Raw genomic sequence first — 19,571 nt, forward strand, 5'->3', positions numbered from 1 at the left:
GAAACTACGCGGTGGAAGCAAGCTGGGCAATCGCCGGTGCTCGGTCGAAAGACTGCACGGGAGGAAAGTCCGAGCTCCGCAGGGCAGGGTGCCGGATAACGTCCGGCGGGAGCAATCCTAGGGACAGTGCCACAGAAATGAGGACCGCCGATGGTGTCGGCAATGCCGGCACACAGGCAAGGATGCAACGGTGCGGTAAGAGCGCACCAGCAACCCGGGAACGGGTTGGCTAGGTAAACCCCACCTGGAGCAAGACCGGATAGGAGTGCGCACGTGGTGGCCCGCCACGCACTCGGGTAGGTTGCTTGAGCCAATTGGCAACAGTTGGCCTAGATAGATGATTGCCACTCCATTCGTGCGAGGCAGACGGGTGAAATGACCGAGAGCGAGTTGCTTATCGGATTTTGCGGACCTGCCGCTTGGAGCACAGGAGCACAGAACTCGGCTTACAGGCTTGCTTCTCCGAATCAATCCCCCACAAGGAAACAGTCTTGTGGGGGATTGGCGTTTTACGAGCCAATCTCTGCTGGATTCATCCTCCCGTTCATTCCAACTCGGTCAGTGAACGCTTGTTTGACGCTGTGTTTTGCCCAAAGGCAAATTCGGGAAGGATGAACTTTGCTGTTTTTGGTGTTTTGTTTTTCCTGATGAACGCAACTGGGTAACGTGTTTCGTTTTGTCTAGGCTCGCGCGCTGGTCAAATTGTTCGGTGAAGATTTTCGCAATATGAGCATGTCCAGCGTCCGTCGGATGGATGGGACGGCCCATTGGGCTGACCAAGTCCTCTAAGACTCCGTGGCGATATCCTTCGATGAATTCGGCAGACCTTTTCTCGAAACTGCGGTCCAGTGCAAGACAAGGAAAATCAAATTCTTCTCCTACCGTCGTGACACATTCATTGATGGCACCGATGGCCCTTACTGCAAACGGATAGTTCGGAGCCGGATTGTAAAGGCCGAACAAAAATACGTGGGGAACGCCATGGAGGCGAATCGTCTGACATAGTTGTCGAATGTTATTTGAGAAGTTTTGAAGAATTGGCGCTAAGGATGTGTCGTTTAACGGACTCTCCACCATTGGAAAGTAGTGATGGACGAGGAATCCACGCAAAAGTTTGCGAACGTCATTTCCGCCGGTCAGGACAGTGACCACGTTTGTTTGCTTCCACACCGTTGGAGATAGTTGTTGAACCGCATGTAGCAGGTGCGTACTCGTCCATCCTTCTTTCGCCACCACGAGCATTCGGTTTGCTGCGCTTTTCCTGGTTAAGTGCGTGTATATCTGTTTCACATAAGCGCGGTCTCTCGTTGAAGCACCGCGTCCAACAGTGATAGAATCTCCCAGTGCGAGATATCCGAATCGCTCCACGAAAAACCCCTCCATGAAGTTCCTTACGGAGTCCTCACGATGGACTCAACTCTATTGAGTCAATTCTCCCAAAAAAGTCTAAAATCCGCGCGTTGAAAACAGTAGGCCAATGCCCATCAAAATCATCAGGACAGACCACATCCGGCGAATTCGAAAGAAAACTTTCGGAGGCTCTTGGCGAGCGCGCCACCCTTGTGTGATTTTCCACAGAATCCGAGGGTAAATCAGGTTCGTGATGGCTACGCCAAACCAAAGAACAAAAAATAAAATCTGCAAGAGATGGATGCCTAGCGATGTGCTTGCACCCGCGGTTGCCTGCATGTCAATGTCCTCCTCGCCGCATGTGCGATGTCTTTGACCATGCTACCACACATGTGCTGAGGACCCAACCAGTATCGAACGGAGACGATAAGGAAGTCGGATTTCTACTGTCGAGTTTCTCTAGAATATGATGTCGACTTGCAAAATTTCGCGGCCATGCGCACAGAAGGGAGTGACATCACATTCGACTTTGTTCCCTGCGCCGCATCCCCATGTGGTTCCCGTCCCTTTTCTGAGAAAGTGGGAAAGGAGCGCTTGCCTATGTTGTCGAGCGGATAGGCAATTATCTCCAACGCATGGACGTCAGAATACATACGATGAAGGACGTCGCTGGTAGCAGTTCCGACGTTATCTGAAAGAGCGGACATCGAACATTCGTCGAATCTACTATGGAAGCACGCAGAACGGAGGTGTGTGCAATGTGCAGTCAAGCGGAATGTACCCGACTCATTGGCCAGCCGGTGCGCTTTAGGACGCCGTATGGCCTTCATCACGGTGTTATCGAACGAGTGACTCGAGACAAAGCCATTATTGTCTCTCCCATTCGATATGTACCGCCACAGTTTCAAATCTGTTCTCTCTCTGAAGACGACATAGGACCAGAGACTCAATCGTTGGATGTAGAGCTTGCTTGGGGAGGTCCCGTTGCTCGCGGAGCCTATCCGGGTGCTGGGCGGGGAGCGGCTCCTATGCAGGGAATAGCACCGTATGGTTATGGCTATGCGCGGTGGGCAGTGTCATTTTTAATCATTTTTGCCCTGTTTGGACTGTGGGCCTGGTAAAAAACCACGTAAAGCTCCAGACACCGGGAAGAATGTTTTATCGACAATCGGGCTCTTGTCGCGACCGCATGCAGTGCGGTTTGGAATACGATGAGGCAGGTCAAACGTAAAGGAGGAAGACAACGTGGGTACATTTGGAGGCTATACTCGTTGGGCAGTGGTGTTTCTTATCATCTTCGTCTTGTTCTTCTTGCTCGTCCCAGGTTATGGAGCAGCTCAATATTGAGTTGTTTCGGAATCAGTGAGTGAATGATGTGGCGTGCAGTAAGTTTGCGCGCCTCTCCAGACACCGAACATGACATGGAGGAGGTTACGTAACTATGTACGATGGCGGCGCATTTGGCGGCTATACTCGCTGGGCAGTAGTGTTCCTTATCATCTTCGTGTTGTTCATTCTGCTCGTTCCGTTCACAACGACGACTTGCACCACAACCCCCGTATATTAAACCGTCAAAGCATTCTCGCCGACCGACCTAGCGGCGGCGAGAATGCTTTGGATGTGGTTGCGGACAAGCCCGATGTTGTGGGCCTTAGAGCGACGTCGTTCGCGTGAATCAACAATAATCATGAGAGGTGGGACGTATACTTACCGTCGGCGTATGCGTCGATGACGTCTTTTTTGTCCTGCTTTTTGTCGTCGCTTCGAAGAAAATTTAGTCGGTTTTGGGAGCGCATTGGACGCCACGGTAGAGTCTTCAGTTATGTTCTCTCCTGCTGGTAAGATGCGGTTGAGCAAATCTCGGAGATAGGTCAATTCTGACTCCACATCCTCGACCTGCGCAGACCGGATACGCTCCAGTAAACGTGGATAGAGTAATTGTATCCCCCGGTCCAATGCAAACTTTTCCACTGGACTGAGGTGCCTGCTCACTCTGTCGAGGAGTTCTTGGATCCCCACGATACATCGCTCCTTGACGGATGAACCTTGAATCGGCTGTTCGTTCATTCGCTCTCCTCCTTGCCGGCGGTAAAGCAGACTATGCATCAAATGGGTCAGTTGACGAACTGAAATAGTATCATCATTAGATTCTGTAGAAAAAATTTCCGCACAAGTTGTTGTTCAATCGTCCATTGTTCTCTATAATCGAAGCATGTATCGTTTGTAGTCCATTCTTTTGTCTCTCGTTCATGAATCGTGAATATTTAGATGAATGTTTTGCGCGGATTCGCGGAAAATATGTGTGTGTTTCGGTTATGGGGTCGCGGATTGCGTTGACGTTTGACCTACCTGAGTTGGTATGGAGAATCTAATGAGGTGAAGGAAAGCATGCGTGAGCAGGCGAAACTGTGTGCTGTCTGCCTGAAATATGTTTTGGATGAACTGTCCGAGATGGAAAAGAAGCGATTTGAACGCCATCTTCGCAAGTGTGCGGCCTGTCAAGCAGAGTGTCGCGAGTATGAGCAATATCGGGATTGGTTGAGAGAAGACGCAGCACTTGCCGGTGGTGCAGAGGAGAGTCACGCATCAGGTGCCCCCTCTGGTGAAATGACCAAGCGAGCAGACGTAGTCTCGATTTCGGGGTATTCGAATAACAAGACCGAACGTTCTGTCATCTCCACTAAGTCTTCTATAAAACCGACAGTTGGCCGGAAGAAGTGGGTGCTTTCGCCTGCACGCTTTCGTCAAGTGGTCGCTATGCTCGCGGCAGCTGCGGCGGTATTGGCCGCATTGCCGCACGGTGAAGGGCGAGAAATGGTCGAGAGAGTCGCATCTTCCGCGCACTTGGTGAGTGAGCAAGTAGAACAGTCGGTCCGTGCTCATTTGAGCCACTTCAACAGCTTGACCCTACCCCAAGTTTCGCCCCTCGAGGGCAATACACACGGTGCAGTGATTGCTCCGACCTCATCCATGGATGCCTAAGCGCGTGTTCCTATTCCTCTTTCGCAAAGTGTCTACTTGTGTTTCGTCTTTTATGCCCTTTCTTCCACTTGGGGACGGCGGATGGTCGGATGTGCTGTCTTCTAGGACTACCATTAATACTCCTCCAAACAAAAACAAGAAACTCACGATGTAAAGCCAGTAGGCGAGCAGCATGATGAACGTGAGAGTCCCATATATTAACTGATACTGGCCCAAGTGCTTGGCGTAAATAAAAAATGCGTAACGCGACACATAGATACTGATGGTGGTGAAGAGGGCGCCGACGGCAATCCAACGAATCGAAAAGGTCTGCGATGGCAAAAGTCGATAGCAAAGAACGCAGGACAGAAACAAAAAGAGAGGGAAAGAAATTGCCGCAGTTGTGGAGAGCAGCGCGCTGACATTGGGCGAAATATTGTGGGTAGACTGAACTACCGCATCAGCAAAGGCGGCGGCAACGGTTCCTATAAGGAATATGCCAACCAATACAAAAGATGCGAGGTACTGCTTGAGAAAGGAACGCCTAGTTTTGGTGAACGCCAGAGCATCAAGCGCCTGTTGAAGCGAAAGAAATCCTTCCGTTGACGTCCAAACAAGCCCGATGATGCTGTATAGGCGTACTTCAGATCCGAGTTTCGCGAGTCTCTGCACGTTGGTCGCGAGTAGATTGTGTATGTTTGGAACGTCGGGAAAGTAAGATTGCAATTCTCCTTCAAGGTAATGCATCACATATTGGTCCGGCATGAATTTAGACGCAAGATAAAGGATAAGGAGCAAGACAGGGATAATTGACGAAAAAGCAAAAAAGGCCAAAACGGCTGCGTAAACCAGAACGTTTCCTCTTAAAGTCAGAGTGACAACGTGTCGTCCGAAGTGATACACTTGTTTAAGCGTGGATATCTCCCCCAAATTGACAAGGCAAGTCCGCAGGGACTTCTGCCGGCCCTCTGAATTCGCTTTAGTATGCTCCTACAGTGGCGTCCGTACTCTGTTTTCAGCGGTAAAGTGGAAAGGGGTAACAGTATGATTGATTTTTCCGAGCGAGATAAGCTCAATCCGTTTACTTGGTACGAGCGCATGCGGCGCGAAAATCCTGTATTAGTGGATGAAGACGGAGATGTCCATGCTTTTGGATATGAAGCCGTCAAGAAAGTGCTCTTTGAACATGAGTTGTTCTCGTCTCGCCGCGGTCCTGCGGATGACCCTAACAATCCGATTGCGGCAAGTCTGATTAGCTTAGACCCACCGCGCCATCGGCAACTCCGTTCGCTGGTTTCACAAGCCTTCACACCACGGGCGATTGCCGCACTGGCGCCACGTATTGAGGAAATATCGAGCGGATTAATTCAAGACATGAAAGCGACGTCTGGTGAAGTCGACTTTGTCGAGACATTCAGCGTGCCATTACCCGTGACGGTCATTGCCGAATTGCTCGGCATACCTTTGGAAGACCGAGACAAGTTCAAAGTCTGGTCCGACGCCATCATTTCCGGCACCGCTGAAATGGATAGCGGAGGGGAGTTAAACTTTACAGACGCACAGAGAGAGATGGTCATGTACTTTGGAGAGATGATTGCGGAACGCACGCGTCGGCCAAAGGAAGATTTTGTATCTCAACTGTTGGCGGCCACCGTCGATGGAGAGCGGTTGTCTCCGACGGACATCCTCGGTTTTTGTATTCTTTTATTGGTAGCTGGAAATGAAACGACGACGAATTTGCTCAGCAACGCGATTCTGACACTCAACGAGCATCAAGAGTTCTGGTCGAGTATGAGAGACAGTGCTGCGATGGTGGAAAATGTTGTTGAAGAAGTACTGCGTTACCGCTCACCGGTACAGCACATGTACCGAACGGCTACTCGCGATTTGGAACTAGGCGGCGTGCAAATTCCAGCTAATGCTGCCGTGGTTGCCTGGATGGGTTCGGCGAATCGAGATGAAGCGGCCTTTGAGCACGCTGAACAATTTGTCCCTGGACGCTCTCCAAATCGACATGTGGCTTTCGGACATGGAATTCACTTTTGTCTTGGCGCCCCGCTGGCTCGTCTGGAAGCGAAAATTTCATTGACTCAGTTGGCGAGAGAATTTAGACGTATCGACGTGGATACATCGAGATTAGTGTCCATTCCAACGTCGTTTGTATACGGCTTTTATCATATGCCTGTCACCTTAGCTTAGTGTGTCTCAGTGCTGATGGAACATGAAATGGTCGTGAGCAACACCCATGGGTGTTGCTCACTTTGTGAAGGTAGGTTCTTCACTTTAGAATCCAGTCGTTGGTTAGACAGAGATTACGCCATGGCTGTATTGGTCTCCGAGATGCTTACCGACGAAGAGTTCGCCAGTTGACCATAGGTAGTGCCACTGGTGTTCGTGGCAGATTGTAATTGCAAAATCATTCTGGTGTACGTGATTTCCGAAGTCTGAAGTCTGAGTATTGACTTTTGTAGAGTGGATAGAGCGTGGTCAAAGGGATAGACGCTCCATTGATCCATCTTTGAATGCTCCGCCTTCCAGAGTTGCTTGTCAATGGAACGCAACTCTTTCTGCGTTTTGTTATGCTCTTGAATCGCCAAATGCAGCCACGCCTTGGCGTTGCCATTCTCCTTTAGAATAGGCATCGTTCCGAATGTGCTGTGGAAAGCAGTTGCTGCTTGAGTCCATTGACTGAGAGGGAGAGCTACTGGCGGGTGACCGTAACCCTTGCCGTCTTTCTTCCATTGGTTCTCTAACTGGAGAAAGCCGGGACCATGTTGGCGTTCAAGGACCCAGTACATAATGACCAGATGCCATGCGGCGTCTGTCTGAGCTAATATTGAGTCGCGCTGTTTCTCCAATTTAGAAATATTGACTTTCAGTAACGGAGCGGTCCATGGTTTGGTTTGGAGGCTCGCCTTCTCCGTCGCAAGGGATTGTTCGGACGCGTACAGAGTTGCGGCCTGTGAATTCAAATTCGTCACGACCGACTTCAATTGAACAATGTTGGAGTTTGTAGGATTCGTTTGAACACGACTCCACAGGTTTGCCTCGGTCTTCAAATTAGCTTGATACTTCGCTTGAAAAGATGGGTTGTGTCCGCCCCCTTCGGCAGCGAACGCGGTTATGCCGGACGCGGATAAAGTGACAGCGGCAGCGCACAACATCAACACTTTTTTCATGGTAGTCCTCCTCGTTTTTGACAATGTCATCTCTACCGACGGAACCTCTCATTTCTTTTCCCGCAGAGACGCCTGCTTGGTTCGTGCTCTCGTCTACAGAGTGCGAAAGAGAGGTTCTGTTTGTGTCGGTAGAGGTGAAAAGTAGAAAAACAGAGGAAGCCTACTCCGTTCTTTAAGACAAAATACTCACGCCTTCGAGTAGCAGCACACGAGCAGGGGCCGCTTCCACACCCATCCACTTGAGCGGTGCCGCCACCATGAAGTAGGTTCCTGGCTGAATGTGATGAAGTCGCAGTCCTTCGAGAATGACTGCACCACTCGAGAACAGAGCCTTGTGTGTCGGGTGCCCCGGTTGGCTGCGCTCAATCCCTAATCCGTCAATTCCCACCCCGGCAATTTTCGCCTCTGCAAGCCATTTGGCAGCCGCTTCCCCGAGGTATACAAATTCGGGGTTAAAAATATCTTCCTTCGAGTTGGCTGTTTTAAACAACAAAAACTCATCTTCGTGGACATTCAGTGCTTCCACATCGGACACCTGAATGGCCCCGGTGACGTAGCTAAGGTCGACGACGCGAGCGGGGCGAACTACATGTTCCAATGGCAAGAGGTCAATGGAGTCGGCCCCAGGCATCATGTGCAAGGCGGCATCGACATGAGTTCCTGTATGTGCGTCGACATGGGCTCGCGATTCGCGCAGTCCAGATTCGGCGAAGTCCGCTTTTGTTTCAAACTCTGGACGCTTGTCCGCTTTGTCCTTGTATACTGGCATGGAATGATGAACTGGCATGGAAACGTCGTGAATTCTCCAGGTCATGGTTCCTGTCCCTCCCTTGTGGTGGCGGTGGCGCGTTCGAGTACCGTCTCTACGGATGTGGTCTCTTGCCCGTATACGGGCCACCAGCGATGCGCTTCTGCCTGAACCAAATCCTCTGCGGCTTTTGGTCCCCAACTTCCTGCTGGATAAAGATGCAACGGCGTTCTGTTTTCAGTGAATGCGGCAGCGATTGGATCGACAAATTTCCATGCCAGGGAAACTTCGTCCCAGCGTGTGAAAAAGGTCGAGTCCCCACGCATAGCGTCGAAAAATAGGCGTTCATATGCTTCCGCCGAATTAGCCGACGTCTGGCTAAATTCCATCGCTACAGGAATGACAGTCTCTTCGGCGCCCGGCCGCTTGGCGTTTAGCTGTATGTACATTCCCTCGACCGGATTGACTCGAATGACGAGCAAATTCGGACCTAATTTTCCGTCTTGGTTAAAGTACAGATGTTTGGGCATGTCCCGAAATTGTATGACGATCTCGGTGGATTTTACAGCCATACGCTTCCCCGTGCGAAGATAAAACGGCACTCCCGCCCAGCGGAAATTATCGACAAAAAGCTTGGCGGCGACAAACGTCTCTGTTTGTGAATCTTTTCTGACGTTTGGTTCGTCGGTGTAAGAAGCGACCGAGTGATTCTGTATGACGCCCGCATCGTATTGTCCGCGTACTACGTGCTCAGCTACCTCGTCTACGCGAAAGCGGTGAAGTGACCGCAACACCTTTACTTTTTCATCGCGTATCGCTTCTGTTTTTAGGCGACTGGGGGGTTCCATGGCAATCATCATGACCATCTGTAACATGTGATTCTGCACCATGTCGCGCAGTGCACCAGCGTGTTCGTAATAGGATGCACGTTCTTCTACGCCTACGGTTTCACTGGAAGTGATTTGAACATTGGCGATGGAGCGGTTATTCCAAACTGGTTCAAATATGGAGTTTGCAAAACGAATGACCTCGATATTTTGGACCATTTCCTTTCCTAGGTAATGGTCAATTCGGTAGATCTCTTCTTCTCTGAACACTTGACACAGTTCCGTGTTGAGCGCCTCAGCCGATGCATAATCATGACCAAACGGCTTCTCAATGATGAGTCGTCGCCAACCCATGGTTTGCGCTAAGCCGCTGGATTGAATTCGTCCGGCAACCGGGCCGAAAAATTCCGGGGCCATGGCGAGATAGAAAAGTCGATTTTGAAGGCCGTTTTTTTGTTCCAAAGACTCCAAAACCGACTTTAAGGTTTCGTAATCGTCGTCTCGACTGGCGTCCACCGAACAGTAGTGAAGGCGCTTAGCAAAGTCGGTCCAGTCGTCCATGGATTGAATCGCAGTTGGGGCGAATTCTTTCATGGCGCTCGTTGCCAAGTCGCGAAAACGTTCATCCGTATATGCACTGCGAGCTACGTTCAAAATTCGAGTCGAAGGGTGCAGCCTTTTCCTCTGGTGCAGTTGATATAGAGCCGGGAACAACTTTCTTCTCGCTAAATCGCCCGTCGCGCCGAATAAAATGAGCGTGTGTGGTTCCGTTTGGTGCTCGTCGTTGGCCATTCCCAGACCTCCCTTGGTATTGAGCCCTCTTGCATCTCTTGAATTGTAACAGAAGAGAGCGGGGTGGCGCCTGTCCCGAAACGGATGTAACGACGTCGCGGTCGCTTCGTCGAGTCAAGCGAAGCCGTGCCAGGAACTGAGATGCATCCACACGTAGACCACGCCAATCACCAATAATCCTCCGAGCACTGCACCGTACAACCATTTCATTGCGGTACGCATGGCGTCACCTCCTGGTTGAGTGTGGGACCGGATCGACCCGACGAAGCGGCACACTCTACAGTCTGCGTCACTTCAATGTGCCAAACGCGTATCCGGCTGACTTCCAGCGGGAAAGGAGTTTCGGCAGAATTTCAGCGGTGTACCGACTTCCAGAGACCCCGTCGTGAAAGAGGATGACAGCTTGAGGGCGGATTTTGTCGGCGAGTGCCTGGTCGATATCTTGGGTCGATCTCGCTTTCCAATCGAAGGAATCTACGGTCCACATGCGGATAGGATGACCCATTTGCAAAATTAACTTGCGTTCCTGGTTGTCAATATGGCCGCCTGGTGGGCGATAGAAAGTGGGGATGACGCCACTTGCACGATAAATGGAGTGGTCGGTTCGCAAGACATCACGCTGTAGGCATGACCTTGACAGAGACACGACATCTTCGTGCAGATAGCCGTGATTGCCGAGTTCGTGTCCTTCGCGATGCATGCGTCGGACGATTTGCGGGAACTCGTCACATCGATATCCGAGCACAAAAAAAGTAGCGTGAACGTGTGCGGCGCGCAATTCATCGAGGATTTTTGGCGTGTATCGTTCGCTCGGCCCGTCATCAAACGTCAAATAGAGGGTCTTTGAGGCGTGCTTTGTGTCTGCAAAAGCCGGCGGACAAACGAGAAAGCAAAGACATAGTGCAGACAGAACAGAACGCATCAGGTGCTGTCTTAAGCGCGGTCGAGTTTTGCGGCAAAAACTAGTGTTATGTGCCGTGCTGGGGTTGACAAAATGAGACGCTGAGCCGGCACCAAGCACGTTTATCCGCTGGGTCGTCGTCAATCTTTTCTTCCTCACTTCTCGCGAAGGGTCGCCATTCGCAACTAGCGTTCCCAGTCTCGACGAAGTCATGCGAGAGCTACATCGGTAGGTCCGTTCGCAAGGAAGAGAGGTGGTTGGCTCCGACTGGCTCCGGTTGGCCGAATGGTGGGCAAGGTCACGTTCCGAAGGTGCATCGGTGGGTATGTTTGTAAGAAAGGGAGAGGTGGAAGGGCTTCAAAGCAACGTTCCACCGTGCTCCGTTTTACTGCTCTCGGTAGGATGAGAACTCCACATCGGCGATGACACCAGGCTCTCCTTTTGTCACTAAATGTTCAAGCGCTGCCTTCAAGACAGCAGTCTGCGTCTGCACGTCGTGAGGTCGACCAAGAGAATGCCCAAATTCAAAACCTACAGGATGGATAGCCCGAGACGGGCGCATCAGACTGGACTGCTGAGGGTCCAATGTGACTAGGACAGTCGGTATACCGATCATCTCAATGCCGCGCTGCACCGTGACCACGGTGCGATGGCAGAGCGGTCAGCCTGCGGTCAACAAGACGGCATCCGCGCGGGACTTCTCGACTTCGTTGGCGATGGCCGGAACCGTCTCTTGGTTAATTTGATTTAAGCGCATGGCATAGCCCATCATGGTCAAGTGTTTTTCCGCCAAACCGCCGAGAAAGCCGGTTTCCACCAATTCTCGGAGACGGTCAATAGGGAAGATGGTGTTAATGTCTCGCTTCGGTTCGTCCGTGTTGTAGTGTTCTTTTGGTGCTCCATGCGTTACCGTGAAATCACTACTGTGTGCATCGCCAGGGATGACGCGATATGACGCGTCTCCTGCCGTGTTGAAAGGTTCCTGGGTTGTCAGATGCGCTCCGGCAGTTGACACGACCATGAGCGTGGTCTCAGAAAGGGGCCTCGTCACGGGCGTATACGGAATCGTCTTTCTCGACAGAGATAACGACATGGGAATCCTCCTTTTTTCGGCACGGCGCAATCGACACGCTTACCAGACACCTAAACACCATCTGGTCCACATGAGATAGCAAGAGTCCATACCAGCCGCGGTTCAAGCGGCTGGTATGGAAACATAACGTCACTTAAACGCAGATAGCCTGTCCAATCGTTGAGACGGCCTATGCGTTCAGTTTGCGGAGCACGTCGAAGATGTCTTCGTTATCCGGTTGGTCGTCGATGGGATGCACGTCGATGTATTGAATGACTCCATCCGTGTCAATGACGAACAGTGCGCGTTCGGTCATCCCTTGCTCCCGCAGCACCCCGTACTTCTCGGCCACTGCGCCATGCGGATTAAAATCAGAGCAAAGTGGGTAGGAGATACCACCTATCGACTTCTGCCACGCTTCATGACTGGGGATACTGTCTACGCTGATACCCAGAACCTGGGTATTATACTCTTCGAACCGGGACAGATCGTCCTCGTACGAAGGCATCTGAGCGCCTCAGACAGGGGTCCAGTCTAAGGGGTAGAAGGCAATAAACACGTTTTTCTTTCCGAGGTAATTGGCTAGGTGGATGGTACGTTCGCCAGTTGCTGGCAACATAAAGTCAGGTGCTTTGTCCCCCACTTTTAGGGTGTTGGACTGAGCCGGACCACGAGCCATTGGAAAAACCTCCTTCATGTATGAATTGGAATGCACGGCGGTCAACGCCATTATTTCGCATTCACCGTCACTATACCAGCGTGTCCAGACTGAATCAAAGCGATATCCCGAGCAATGCCTTCATTTTATTCGGTCGATAGCCGACGACGGCTTCTTCTCCAATGATGGTTGTCGGCACCGAGTAGATACCTCTGGACTCCAATTCCTTGAAGTAGTCGTCATTGTTGGTCACATTGCGCTCCTCGAATGGGATGTTCCAGCTCTCCAAGTCAGATTTGATTTTGGCACAGTAACTGCAGCCGGTCGACGAGTAGACGATGACAGGTTCATGTTTCATACGCAAACATCTCCTTTAGCCTCATGGAATTGGAAGGCAAAGTACGGTGGATATCGTTTTGAGATTGAATTATAATAACTACTAAGTGTAAGTTTAAGTCATCGTGAAACACATGTCAAAACTTAGACATAGCAATAGAAGCATCGCGTTTTGACCGATGGGAGGAATTTTACATGAGTTGTAAGGAAGAGGATCATCTTTATCCTTTAGAAATATTGCAGCAAGCGGGTCTGAGACCGACCACACAGCGTGTGGCGATTCTCCAGTTTATGATAGACGAAAAACGTCATTGGACGGCAGATGAACTGTTTCACCAAATGCGCGGTTCATTGCCGACATTGTCTTTGGCGACTGTTTACAACACATTAAAGGCATTTGTGGAATCTGGAGTATTAAAGGAACTGACGTTCGGAGATGCCGCGTCTCGATTTGATCTGAATGTGTCGCCGCACCACCATATGGTTTGTGACCAATGTGGCAAATTGCAAGATATTTATCTCGAGGAAGTTCCGGTGGACTGGATTCAGGAAGCAGAAAAAGATCACCAATTTTACACGAAGGATATTCAGATTGAGCTGCACGGTCTGTGCCAACAGTGCTTTCAGCTTCAGGTGGCAGACAGTTCCAAGCGTACGCTTGGAACGACGGAGGCGTGAGTCATACGCCACGCATCTCCGGGTCCCAAATAAATTTGTGCAATTGTAAATTAATGCGGACAGACTTCATCTTGCTCGCTAGCGTCCATTCCACTAACTGTTTTGGCGAAACGGACGAAAAAACGGGAGACAATAGGACTTGTCCTCTTTGGATGTGTTCGTGGATGACCTCTTTCGCCCGTTCAAAGTCTCTGGAGTCGGCGATGACGAATTTGATTTCGTCGTTTTCTCGCAGGACTTCAAAATTCTTTCGATTCATGGCTACTTCTTCGCCGGAACCAGGGAGTTTGTAGTCCATGATAAACCGTAATTTCGCCCTACAATTAGCCTCGGTCTCTCGCAAATGGTCGAAGGGTCGAAGGTCGACTGCACCGTTCGTCTCTACGTGAAGGTCGCGCACCACGGGGAGGTTGGCCAATTGTCTGACGAGTGCCTGTGATTTTTGTCCGTGAAGGAGAGGCTCTCCACCAGTCAGGCAGACGTGTGCGTTTTGAAATGCCAGCACTTGGTCGGCAATTTCTTGCACGGATGCATAATAGGCTGGACGGGCGGGGGCATAGCTGTATTTGGTATCGCACCAAACGCATCTCAGGTTGCAGTGAAAGACGCGGACAAAAGTGGTAGGATAACCCGCCATGGTACCTTCGCCCTCCACGGTTTCAAACACTTCTACCATCGGTAGCGTCACAGCCATGTCTTCTGAAGAGGAGTCTCGCTTATCTCTGTTTTCAGTTTGACCGTTACTGACCATCGTTCATCCACTCCCTCTTTGCCATCGCGTAGCTGGTCTTCGTTTCATAGAGAATCAATTGCTCGAGCTGTACGGAACGTGGCTTGCATAAGGCATCGACGGCATCGACTAACTGTTCCCACATCCAAACCACCAGGTTTTCTGCTGTCGTATTCATGGGTGGGACGACTTCGTTTAAGTATCGATGGTCGAGTCGACTTCCAATATACCTCTCAAAAAGAGATTTTAGCTCTCCAAAGTCCACGACAATACCGCGCTTATCAGGAATTCCACTAACCATAAATTCCAAGGTGTACGTGTGTCCGTGCAGACTCTTGCACTTTCCTTCGTAGCAGTGAAGATGGTGGGCCGCATCAAAGTGAAACGCCTTGCTGACGGACACCCGTTTGGTATGGTACCGAAGTTGGTGCTCCTCGATGTCTCGATGCAATGTCTGAATATGAGAAGGAACGGTGTACTCGTCCATGGGATGCCTCCTGTTCATCATTCGACAAATTGCGGCCTACGCAGGCAGGAATTGAAAATGCCTAACAAGAATACAACAAACGGCGAAACATCGCACTTGTGTTTGCGGGACTGCTGAAAGTCGAGAGCCAGCGGCAGAGTGGGTGGCAGAGAGGACGTTTTCAGTGCAGTCGTATCGTTTGTTTATGCGTAGATTGGTTCGGAACTACATGATTGGGTCAGCCGTAGCCGTGATGGGTGTGGGCAGCATACTCATCTTCAGCACGCTGAAAATCTCAGCTTACGATGCACGGCTGCTGCTGCTAACGCTTGTCATCAGTATTCCGTTCATGATTATCTCGGAAAGTGCCGTTTTTCGGCGGCACATGAGACCCATTCGGTGGCTGTTTGACGAGCATCACACAGCGAGCGCTCAGGACTACCAGACTGCCTTTCTGCAACTTCACCGCTTGCCGATTTTGGCCGTACGCCGGGTTGCACTGCCTCATTGGTTGGGACTCGCCGGGCCTGCGGTAAGTCTAACTTTGATAGAGATTCTGTATTTTCATCTGACTATACCACTGTCTTACCTAGTCGTTGCTATCATAGGTTCCATTCTGGTCGCCAGTATGCATGCGCTCATCGAATTCTTTTTGACGGCAGAAGCGATTGTTCCGATGCTATCGGAAGTCCAAGAGATGGCGCGTACAGCTCTGGGGATGCATCTCACGTTGGACGGCAAGGTACTCGTCTCCGTGCAATCCAAATATCGGAGTAGCGCGTTGTTGATTGGCGTGTTTCCGCTCATTTTATTTTCCCTCGCAACGCAACTGCGGTTGAATCAGGGACTCAAGACGATGCAACCGAGCGCGTATTGGCAGTGGGCTGGAGTCATCTTGTTGGTTGGCATTGGATTTTCTATTCTCAGTTCGGGATTGCTGGCGCGCGTTGTGCAGCGTCCCATTGTTGAACTGGAGAGCAAGATGGCCAAAGTTCAGCGCGGCAATTTACAGACACGCGCCATCGAAGCTTATTCGGACGAGTTCTCTCGTCTGGTCACGGGATTCAATTTGATGGTCGATGACCTGCAAGCACGCGAATTGCAGACGATGCTCTTGACGCAAAGCTTATTGACGACGTTAGCAGCGGCGTTAGACGCACGCGACCCTTATACGGCAGGTCACTCGCAGCGAGTATCGGATTATTCGGTGGAAATTGGAAAGAGAGCTGGGTTGACAGCCACCGTCCTGAAAGACTTGCGAGAGTCCGCATTGCTTCATGACATTGGTAAAATTGGCATTCCTGATACGATTCTATTGAAGGAAGGACGACTGTCGGCGGAAGAGTTTGAGGTGATGAAATCGCATCCGGTAGTAGGAGAAAGTATTTTGCTGCAAGTCCAGCCTCCCAATGCGATGGCTGCTCTCTTGCCAGGCGTACGCTCCCATCACGAACGGTATGATGGCGACGGATATCCAGATGGGCTCTCGGGTGAACAAATCCCGTTATTTGGACGGATTATGGCGATTGCCGATGCATTTGACGCGATGACATCGGACCGACCGTATCGCCGCGGCATGCCTGCCGAAAAAGCCATCTCTATTTTGAGAGAAGGCCGTGGGACACAGTGGGACCCGATATTCACAGATTTATTTATCGACTGGGCAAACCAACACTTGCTAGCGGGTGAGCGTCCGTCAGCCGCCGCCGCCGCTACTGTTCCAATCGCTGCTGCCACGGAGAGCCCATGAAGCACGGCTGGGCCGCAGTCAGACTTCGACCCAGCGGTCACTCCACGCTTGGACAGCGTCCATGACTGCCTTTAAATCTTTTCCTTTACTGGTCAAATCGTATTCAATCCGAACTGGAGTTTCGGGATATACATGCCGAATTAAAATGCCACACGACTCCAATTCCTTGAAGCGTTCGGCGAGCATGCGGTCGCTCATATTTGGAATCATCTCAGATATATCTTTAAAGCGCTTTGGTCCATCCATCAACACGTGTATGATGAGCCCTGTCCAGCGCTTTCCCAACAGGGTAAACGCAGATTCGAACTTCGGACACAGTTGTTGTTCGTTGCGCATCTTTCATCATCTCCTTTCGATATTCTAGCACATTTGAGAGTTCAATCCCAGTGCTTTCTGCACCGAAAAAATCGTGATTATCCGAGCGGGCGTCGAAGCATCTACCCGCTCGTCTTCCGCCTTCGTTCGAGCAACCGACCTTGGCTGTTCGGCCCTGCGGTGGTTCTGATATGATGAAATCATTGTGCACAGACGCCCTTCACAAGAGTAGGGCAGTCAGCGAGGCGACTCGATGAGCGGCGTGCGATACGAAACAGAGGGGGCTTTCTTTTGACGGGCTTGGAACCTTTGACGGGCTTGGAACCTTTGACGGGCTTGGACAGCGACCTGTCCCGTTTGTCGATTCCCGAAGTGTCTGAGGTGGCATTTCAGCGCTGTCAAAGTCGATTTCGCGACTTGACCATGCCTCTGGCCAGCCTTGGTGAGCTCGAGCGGATGGTATGCCGCGTAGCTGCTATTCGCCGCGAGGTGATTCCTCGCCTGTCCCATCCGGTAGCGGTGTTGTTTGCGGCGGATCACGGTGTTGCTCGTCAAGGAGTATCTCGCTATCGACAGACGGTCACCGAAGAGATGGCAGTCAATGTGCTCATGGGTTCGGCGACTTCCAGTGTCTTGGCTCGCCAACATGGCATCCCGTTGCAAGTGGTCGACGTAGGCTTGTGCCGAGATGTCCGGCACCCTCGAATTATTTCGAAAAAAGTTGCTTGCGGTACGATGGACTTCTGCAGTGGAGAAGCCATGACGGTTTCTGACGCCAAAACCGTCTTCCTTCGGGCTGCTGCTCACGTCGACCACCTTTGCGATGGCGGTGCCGATGCACTCATCCTTGGTGAATTGGGAATTGGCAATACCACGTCCGCAGCGGTTCTCTGCGCAGGATTGCTGACGTGTTCCGTCGAACAACTGGTGGGCCCTGGTACGGGCTTGGACCAAGCAGGACTCTTGCACAAGCAACGGATCGCCCGGACGGCATTGGAACTCCATCATGCGAAGCAAGGTGACCTGTGGGCCTGGATGGCTGCCGTCGGAGGCTATGAACTGGTTGCTATGGCTGGTGCGATGATGGCCGCTGCACACAGGCAGATACCCATTTTGCTCGACGGCATGGTGACTGGAGCCGCGGCATTGTGGGCAGTGCGATTGCAGCCGGCGCTCGCTTTGTACCTGTTTGCCGGGCACGAATCGTCGGAACCCGCGCATGCCGTCGTTCTGCGAGAATTGGGGTTGCATCCGTTGTTGCGACTTGGCCTTCATCTCGGCGAGGCGAGCGGAGCTCTCTTCGCGTGGCCGATTTTGGCGCGGGCGTGCGATGTGTGCGCGGAAACGGCGACCTTTGCAGACGCTCAAGTCGACAATCCGCACGGACCTCATCCCGACGAAAGTGTTCACGGTTCTGCTTCGACTCGCGCAGCGGAGGGCGAGTCATCCGCTGAGCCGCCCAAGACCATGCCGGCGCCACGCGACTTTACGGAAGCCGAGGTGAGTGCCGTGTACAAGGCGGTGGCGGCTCGCAGAGACATTCGCGTCTACTTGCCAGACGCCGTTCCGGATGAAGTTCTCGCGCGTATCCTCTGGGCGGGACACCACGCTCCCTCGGTCGGCTACATGCAGCCGTGGAACTTCATCGTGGTTCGCGACGAAGCGATGCGAGTGGCGTTTCACCAGTTGGCTGACGCTGAGCGCATCCGTGCAGGTGGGCCATACGCTGAGGACAAGCGGCAATACTATCTGCGCCTTAAGCTGGAAGGCTTCCTGCAGGCACCTATCACCCTTTGTGTCACGAATTCGCCGAATCGGGGTGGTCCGCATGTACTCGGACGCCACACGATACCAGAAACGGACTTGATGTCGACTGCCTGTGCGATTGAGAATATGTGGTTGGCCGCGCGCGCAGAAGGGGTTGCCATGGGGTGGGTGAGCCTCTATCAGAAGGCAGATGTCCGTTCCTTGCTCGACATACCCGATGAGGTCGATCCGGTAGCGCTCCTCACACTTGGTTATACACCAGACTTTCCGGCCATCCCGGTGCTCGAGCGAGTTGGCTGGGGAACTCGCCGCAAGGGCGATGAAGTCGTCTACGAGGAGCGGTTTGGCCGTGTTGGCCCTCTATCGAAACACTTCACGTCTGCACTAGATTGAGACGGATCGCATCGTCATTGACTACATTCATCGAGGGGGAATCCCGTGTGAGAATCTACACGCGAGGTGGAGACAAAGGTAAAACGGCTCTGATTGGCGGGGAGCGGAGATTCAAGGATGATGCTCGAGTTGAGGCGTATGGTTCGGTGGACGAGGCGGGAGCGTTTTTGGCTTATGCGGTTTCGCTGCTGCCGAAAGAGGGCTTTGAGGACGTTCATGACGCCATTTTGGCCATTCAGCAGCGGCTCTGGGACGTGGGGGCGGACCTCGCATTGCCAGCCGAGAGCGAAAAATATCATTTTCGAACACCGACGGATGCGGCGTCGGAATTAGAACCGCTGGTGGACAAGTATCAGTCAGAAGCGGAGAAGTTAACTAAGTTCGTCTTGCGCGGCGGTCACCCGGCTGCAGCGACTCTGCATGTCGCCTGTACCGTAGCTCGGCGCGCCGAGCGGCGGATTGTCGCATTGATGCGGCAGGAAGAGATTCATCCGGCAACGCTCATGTACGTCAACCGCCTCTCCGATTTGTTGTTTGTGCTGGCGCGCGCTGTCAATGCGCGGCTTGGCGAAAAAGACGTTCAGTACGAGAATTCCCCCGAAGTTTTTCGCGAACCTGGAAAGAAGCCGGAATCGCGGTGAATTGGAG

22 protein-coding genes and 1 other RNA gene are annotated in these 19,571 nt (G+C 51.9%); 8 read left to right on the forward strand and 15 right to left on the reverse strand.

Annotated features, from left to right (window positions below):
* Positions 1-14: 14 nt before the first annotated feature.
* Positions 15-465: RNase P RNA component class A (rnpB, locus tag M4I36_RS05180), an RNA gene on the forward strand.
* A 93-nt stretch (positions 466-558) separates the two neighbouring features.
* On the opposite strand, the gene M4I36_RS05185 is transcribed toward rnpB, so the two are convergent.
* Together M4I36_RS05185 and M4I36_RS05190 are read right to left on the reverse strand one after the other, a co-directional pair.
* A complete protein-coding gene (locus M4I36_RS05185; protein ID WP_258110648.1) occupies positions 559-1,368 on the reverse strand; it encodes an SGNH/GDSL hydrolase family protein in 810 nt (269 codons plus the stop codon).
* Between the two features lie 78 nt (positions 1,369-1,446).
* Complete coding sequence (locus M4I36_RS05190) at positions 1,447-1,689, reverse strand: DUF6199 family natural product biosynthesis protein (RefSeq protein WP_258110649.1); 243 nt, start codon at positions 1,687-1,689, stop codon at positions 1,447-1,449.
* Between the two features lie 419 nt (positions 1,690-2,108).
* Here M4I36_RS05190 and M4I36_RS05195 point away from each other — a divergent pair, with 419 nt between their 5' ends.
* Complete coding sequence (locus M4I36_RS05195; protein ID WP_258110650.1) at positions 2,109-2,471, forward strand: hypothetical protein; 363 nt, start codon at positions 2,109-2,111, stop codon at positions 2,469-2,471.
* A 586-nt stretch (positions 2,472-3,057) separates the two neighbouring features.
* Here the strand turns inward: M4I36_RS05195 and M4I36_RS05200 are convergent.
* On the reverse strand, positions 3,058-3,417 hold the full coding sequence (locus tag M4I36_RS05200; RefSeq protein ID WP_258110651.1) for a hypothetical protein: 360 nt from the start codon (positions 3,415-3,417) through the stop codon (positions 3,058-3,060).
* 309 nt (positions 3,418-3,726) lie between these two features.
* On the opposite strand from M4I36_RS05200, the gene M4I36_RS05205 reads away from it, so the two are divergent.
* The gene (locus M4I36_RS05205; RefSeq protein WP_258110652.1) at positions 3,727-4,332 is read left to right on the forward strand and encodes an anti-sigma factor family protein; all 606 of its coding nucleotides are present in this window, start codon (positions 3,727-3,729) and stop codon (positions 4,330-4,332) included.
* Here M4I36_RS05205 and M4I36_RS05210 read toward each other — a convergent pair.
* Positions 4,315-5,214, reverse strand: coding sequence for a YihY/virulence factor BrkB family protein (locus M4I36_RS05210; protein ID WP_258110819.1), 900 nt, complete (start codon positions 5,212-5,214; stop codon positions 4,315-4,317). The two genes, M4I36_RS05205 and M4I36_RS05210, sit on opposite strands and share 18 nt — an antisense overlap.
* A 141-nt stretch (positions 5,215-5,355) precedes the next feature.
* On the opposite strand from M4I36_RS05210, the gene M4I36_RS05215 reads away from it, so the two are divergent.
* Positions 5,356-6,510, forward strand: a complete 1,155-nt coding sequence (locus M4I36_RS05215; protein ID WP_258110653.1) for a cytochrome P450 — start codon at positions 5,356-5,358, stop codon at positions 6,508-6,510.
* A 113-nt stretch (positions 6,511-6,623) separates the two neighbouring features.
* On the opposite strand, the gene M4I36_RS05220 is transcribed toward M4I36_RS05215, so the two are convergent.
* From M4I36_RS05220 to M4I36_RS05255, 8 genes are all read right to left on the reverse strand, one after another.
* Complete coding sequence (locus M4I36_RS05220; RefSeq protein ID WP_258110654.1) at positions 6,624-7,490, reverse strand: hypothetical protein; 867 nt, start codon at positions 7,488-7,490, stop codon at positions 6,624-6,626.
* 172 nt (positions 7,491-7,662) lie between these two features.
* Positions 7,663-8,304 (reverse strand): cyclase family protein, encoded by a 642-nt coding sequence (locus M4I36_RS05225; protein ID WP_258110655.1) that lies wholly within the window; start codon positions 8,302-8,304, stop codon positions 7,663-7,665.
* Positions 8,301-9,857 (reverse strand): glucose-6-phosphate dehydrogenase, encoded by a 1,557-nt coding sequence (zwf, locus tag M4I36_RS05230; protein ID WP_258110656.1) that lies wholly within the window; start codon positions 9,855-9,857, stop codon positions 8,301-8,303. The genes M4I36_RS05225 and zwf overlap by 4 nt, the downstream gene beginning before the upstream one ends.
* A 289-nt stretch (positions 9,858-10,146) precedes the next feature.
* A complete protein-coding gene (locus tag M4I36_RS05235) occupies positions 10,147-10,779 on the reverse strand; it encodes a polysaccharide deacetylase family protein (RefSeq protein WP_258110657.1) in 633 nt (210 codons plus the stop codon).
* A gap of 364 nt (positions 10,780-11,143) precedes the next feature.
* Positions 11,144-11,320, reverse strand: a complete 177-nt coding sequence (locus M4I36_RS05240) for a hypothetical protein (protein WP_258110658.1) — start codon at positions 11,318-11,320, stop codon at positions 11,144-11,146.
* 99 nt (positions 11,321-11,419) lie between these two features.
* Complete coding sequence (locus M4I36_RS05245; RefSeq protein ID WP_258110659.1) at positions 11,420-11,851, reverse strand: glycine/sarcosine/betaine reductase selenoprotein B family protein; 432 nt, start codon at positions 11,849-11,851, stop codon at positions 11,420-11,422.
* 169 nt (positions 11,852-12,020) lie between these two features.
* Positions 12,021-12,560 (reverse strand): peroxiredoxin, encoded by a 540-nt coding sequence (locus tag M4I36_RS05250; protein ID WP_308661061.1) that lies wholly within the window; start codon positions 12,558-12,560, stop codon positions 12,021-12,023.
* 43 nt (positions 12,561-12,603) lie between these two features.
* A complete protein-coding gene (locus M4I36_RS05255) occupies positions 12,604-12,846 on the reverse strand; it encodes a glutaredoxin family protein (protein WP_258110661.1) in 243 nt (80 codons plus the stop codon).
* A 173-nt stretch (positions 12,847-13,019) separates the two neighbouring features.
* On the opposite strand from M4I36_RS05255, the gene M4I36_RS05260 reads away from it, so the two are divergent.
* Positions 13,020-13,502: a Fur family transcriptional regulator gene (locus M4I36_RS05260; protein ID WP_258110662.1), complete on the forward strand. Its 483-nt coding sequence runs from the start codon at positions 13,020-13,022 to the stop codon at positions 13,500-13,502.
* Position 13,503: 1 nt separating this feature from the next.
* On the opposite strand, the gene M4I36_RS05265 is transcribed toward M4I36_RS05260, so the two are convergent.
* Both M4I36_RS05265 and queD read right to left on the reverse strand, forming a co-directional pair.
* On the reverse strand, positions 13,504-14,253 hold the full coding sequence (locus M4I36_RS05265; protein WP_258110663.1) for a radical SAM protein: 750 nt from the start codon (positions 14,251-14,253) through the stop codon (positions 13,504-13,506).
* Positions 14,243-14,719, reverse strand: coding sequence for a 6-carboxytetrahydropterin synthase QueD (gene queD, locus M4I36_RS05270; protein WP_258110664.1), 477 nt, complete (start codon positions 14,717-14,719; stop codon positions 14,243-14,245). The genes M4I36_RS05265 and queD overlap by 11 nt, the downstream gene beginning before the upstream one ends.
* Before the next feature lie 163 nt (positions 14,720-14,882).
* On the opposite strand from queD, the gene M4I36_RS05275 reads away from it, so the two are divergent.
* Positions 14,883-16,448, forward strand: coding sequence for an HD domain-containing phosphohydrolase (locus M4I36_RS05275; protein WP_258110665.1), 1,566 nt, complete (start codon positions 14,883-14,885; stop codon positions 16,446-16,448).
* A gap of 18 nt (positions 16,449-16,466) precedes the next feature.
* On the opposite strand, the gene M4I36_RS05280 is transcribed toward M4I36_RS05275, so the two are convergent.
* Positions 16,467-16,784, reverse strand: coding sequence for a winged helix-turn-helix transcriptional regulator (locus tag M4I36_RS05280; RefSeq protein WP_258110666.1), 318 nt, complete (start codon positions 16,782-16,784; stop codon positions 16,467-16,469).
* Positions 16,785-17,054: 270 nt separating this feature from the next.
* Here M4I36_RS05280 and cobT point away from each other — a divergent pair, with 270 nt between their 5' ends.
* Together cobT and M4I36_RS05295 are read left to right on the forward strand one after the other, a co-directional pair.
* Positions 17,055-18,923: a nicotinate-nucleotide--dimethylbenzimidazole phosphoribosyltransferase gene (cobT, locus tag M4I36_RS16685; RefSeq protein WP_308661063.1), complete on the forward strand. Its 1,869-nt coding sequence runs from the start codon at positions 17,055-17,057 to the stop codon at positions 18,921-18,923.
* Positions 18,924-18,970: 47 nt separating this feature from the next.
* Positions 18,971-19,564: a cob(I)yrinic acid a,c-diamide adenosyltransferase gene (locus M4I36_RS05295; protein ID WP_258110667.1), complete on the forward strand. Its 594-nt coding sequence runs from the start codon at positions 18,971-18,973 to the stop codon at positions 19,562-19,564.
* Positions 19,565-19,571: the final 7 nt, after the last annotated feature.

It is taken from the genome of Alicyclobacillus sp. SP_1, from assembly GCF_024706985.1.
GTDB lineage: Bacteria > Bacillota > Bacilli > Alicyclobacillales > Alicyclobacillaceae > Alicyclobacillus_I.